Here is a 2,542-nt window from a genome sequence, read left to right on the forward strand (position 1 = left end):
ACTAAACTGCTGAAGCAGCAAGTCCGCCGACCTGTACTGCTTGTACTGTCTGCGGCTTCGCTGCCTTGTCTCTTTCTTCTTTTATTCGACAATAAAAAGCCGTCTGAAAATCCCGATTTTCAGACGGCTTTTTTTAGATGGTCGAAATCATTTGCCGTCGAAACGGATCATGCCGTTTTCCGCAGGCTGCGGGTCGGGCAGGGCGGTTTCGGCAGGCTCTGTCGGCATATCGGCTTCGGGGGCGGCCGTGCTGTTGCTGTCCACCAAATCGTCGATATCGATGTCGTCATCGGCTGCGGCGGGCAGGCGGCCGCCGGTTTGGCGGTTGCGGACGTTCATATACAGATCGCGGGTGTAGCTGTATTTGTCGATGGCCGCACCTTCGAGACTGTCGGTCAGGTCGAGCAGGCTTTCACGGGTGCTGACGGCGTTCAGGCCGGTGGTGCCCCAGCGCAGGGCGTTGGTTTCCAATACGGCGTTTTTAACGGGGTAAACGGCGGTGATGGCGCTGCCGGCGGTGTCGCGCACGGTGGAGGGGCCGAGCAGCGGCATCACGAAGTAGTTGCTGTTTTTCCAGCCCCATGAGGCGAAGGTGTCGCCCAGCGTGTTTTTGTTGTTGGGCACGCCGCCGGCGCCGGCCACGTCAATCAGGCCGCCGAGGCCGAAGGTGGTGTTGATGCCGACGCGCACCAGGTCTTCGCTGGCGCGTTTGATGTCGAGACGCAGCAGGTTGCTGCCGAAGCTGGTGACATCGCGCAGGTTGTTGAAGAAATTGCTGATGCCGGTACGCACGGGCTGCGGGGTGATTTTGCGGTAGCCGCGGGCAACGGGCGACATGATGTATTTGTCGGCCTTGTCGTTAAACTTGGAGACGGCGCGGTTGTAGGGCTCGTAAGGGTCGGCGGGGTTGCGCTCGGCCAGGGCGGGTTGCGCGGCCAGCAGGGCGGCCAAGAGCAGGGCGGCGTGTTTGTTCATGTGCTTAACCAATCGTTGATTTCGTAGAGGTCGGCGAGGGCGCGCACGGCTTCGGGCAGATGCTGCGGGCGCAGATTGCCGCCGGCGCGGCGGGCGGCCAGCAGCAGCGAGACGCAGGCGGAGTCGGCGCGGCCGACACCGCCTAAGTCGAGCGCGGTCAGGTTTTTCAGACGGCATTGCTGCTCGAAACGGGCGTAGGCGGCTGCGGTAAGGGTTTTGACGGTGACGTCGCCGCTGATGTAGAGAATGCCGTTGCGGACTTCGCTGTTCATGGTTTATTTGCCGCCGTTTTTGGCGCGCAGCTCGGCAATCAGGCCGTCGAAGCCTTTGGCTTTGATGGTTTCGCCGAATTGGTTGCGGTAAACGGTCACGAGGCTGGCGCCTTCAACGGCAACGTTGAATACGCGGTAGCGGCTGCCGCTTTGGTAGGTGCTGAAATCCATGTTGACGGGTTTTTCGCCGGTGGGCGACACTTCGGCACGCACGACGATTTCTTTGCCTCCGCGATTAACGGCAGGATTGTCTTTCACGTTGACCTTGGCGTTTTTGAATTTCATCATGGTGCCGCTGTAGGTGCGGATCAGCAGGGTTTGGAATTCTTTGGTCATGGCCTGCTTCTGCGCGGCGGTGGCGGTGCGCCACGGTGCGCCGACGGCCAGCGCGGTCATGCGCTCGAAATCGAAGTAGGGCAGGGCGTAGGCTTCGGCTTTACGGCGGGCGCTGTTGGCATCGCCCTGTTTCAGAATCGACAGCACTTGGGTGGCGTTTTCGCGTATTTGCTTCACGGCATCGGCAGGTGCGGCAACGGCAAAGCTGATACTCAACAGGCCGACGGAGAGGGCGGTGAGGAAGGCGGATTTTTTCATGGTTTGCGTCCTAATGGTGGAGGTGCGTTGAGGTATCGTCATTGAACATAAAAATGATACGGCGTTGCTGTACCTTGTCTCATTTTGTGTTCTTTGACTATATCGTTATGTGAACCGGCATAGGCGGTCTTGCGGCGCTTGGCCGGATTATTCGGCGGCTTTGTCGTCGCTGCCGGCGTTTTTCTCGGCGAAGCTGGTCATAAATTTGCCGATCAGGTTTTCCAGCACCAGCGCGGAGCTGGTCAGGGAAATGGTGTCGCCTGCGGCCAGATTTTCAGGGTCGCCGCCCTGCATCAGGCCGATATATTGCTCGCCGAGCAGGCCGGAGGTCAGGATTTGCGCGGAAACGTCGCTGCTGAACGCGTATTGCTTGTCCAAATTTAGGCTCACGCGCGCCTGATAGCTTTGCGGGTCAAGCGTGATGTCGGACACGCGGCCGACCAATACGCCCGCCGCTTTAATGGGCGCACCGGCTTTCAGGCCGCCGATGTCGCTGAAATCGGCGTAAACGGTGTAGCTGCCGCTGCTGCTGCCGACCGACGTGCCGCCGGCAACGCGAAAGGCCAGAAAGCCGACGGCAACCGCGCCCAGTAAGACAAACAGGCCGACCCAAAATTCTAAAATGCTTTTTTTCATCAGTTTTTCCAAAAAAATGCCTGTTCCGTTTATCGTCGGAGCGTCAGTTCTGATACAAGGCGGCG

At 59.3% G+C, this 2,542-nt stretch carries 4 protein-coding genes; all 4 read right to left on the reverse strand.

The features are described from left to right. Window positions 1–147: 147 nt before the first annotated feature. The 4 genes from BDE01S_RS09960 to mlaD all read right to left on the reverse strand — a co-directional run bounded on the left by BDE01S_RS09960 (window position 148) and on the right by mlaD (window position 2,477). Window positions 148–975 carry an MlaA family lipoprotein gene (locus tag BDE01S_RS09960; RefSeq protein ID WP_066081044.1) on the reverse strand — a complete coding sequence of 276 codons (828 nt, stop codon included), beginning with the start codon at window positions 973–975 and terminating at the stop codon, window positions 148–150. After that, complete coding sequence (locus BDE01S_RS09965) at window positions 972–1,247, reverse strand: STAS domain-containing protein (protein ID WP_066081048.1); 276 nt, start codon at window positions 1,245–1,247, stop codon at window positions 972–974. Before BDE01S_RS09965 ends, BDE01S_RS09960 begins: the two co-directional genes overlap by 4 nt. Window positions 1,248–1,250: 3 nt before the next feature. Beyond that, window positions 1,251–1,841, reverse strand: coding sequence for an MlaC/ttg2D family ABC transporter substrate-binding protein (locus BDE01S_RS09970; protein WP_066081051.1), 591 nt, complete (start codon window positions 1,839–1,841; stop codon window positions 1,251–1,253). Window positions 1,842–1,988: 147 nt separating this feature from the next. Beyond that, entirely contained in the window at window positions 1,989–2,477 is a 489-nt protein-coding gene (gene mlaD, locus BDE01S_RS09975; protein ID WP_066081054.1) for an outer membrane lipid asymmetry maintenance protein MlaD, read from the reverse strand. Between the last annotated feature and the right edge of the window lie 65 nt (window positions 2,478–2,542).

The sequence above is a fragment of the Bergeriella denitrificans NBRC 102155 genome, from assembly GCF_001592185.1.
Lineage (GTDB): Bacteria > Pseudomonadota > Gammaproteobacteria > Burkholderiales > Neisseriaceae > Neisseria > Neisseria denitrificans.

Coding starts and splice junctions, on each gene's coding strand:
- BDE01S_RS09960 (WP_066081044.1), bottom strand. CDS start 975: ATGAACAAACACGCCGCCCTGCTCTTGGCCGCCCTGCTGGCCGCGCAA.
- BDE01S_RS09965 (WP_066081048.1), bottom strand. CDS start 1,247: ATGAACAGCGAAGTCCGCAACGGCATTCTCTACATCAGCGGCGACGTC.
- BDE01S_RS09970 (WP_066081051.1), bottom strand. CDS start 1,841: ATGAAAAAATCCGCCTTCCTCACCGCCCTCTCCGTCGGCCTGTTGAGT.
- mlaD (WP_066081054.1), bottom strand. CDS start 2,477: ATGAAAAAAAGCATTTTAGAATTTTGGGTCGGCCTGTTTGTCTTACTG.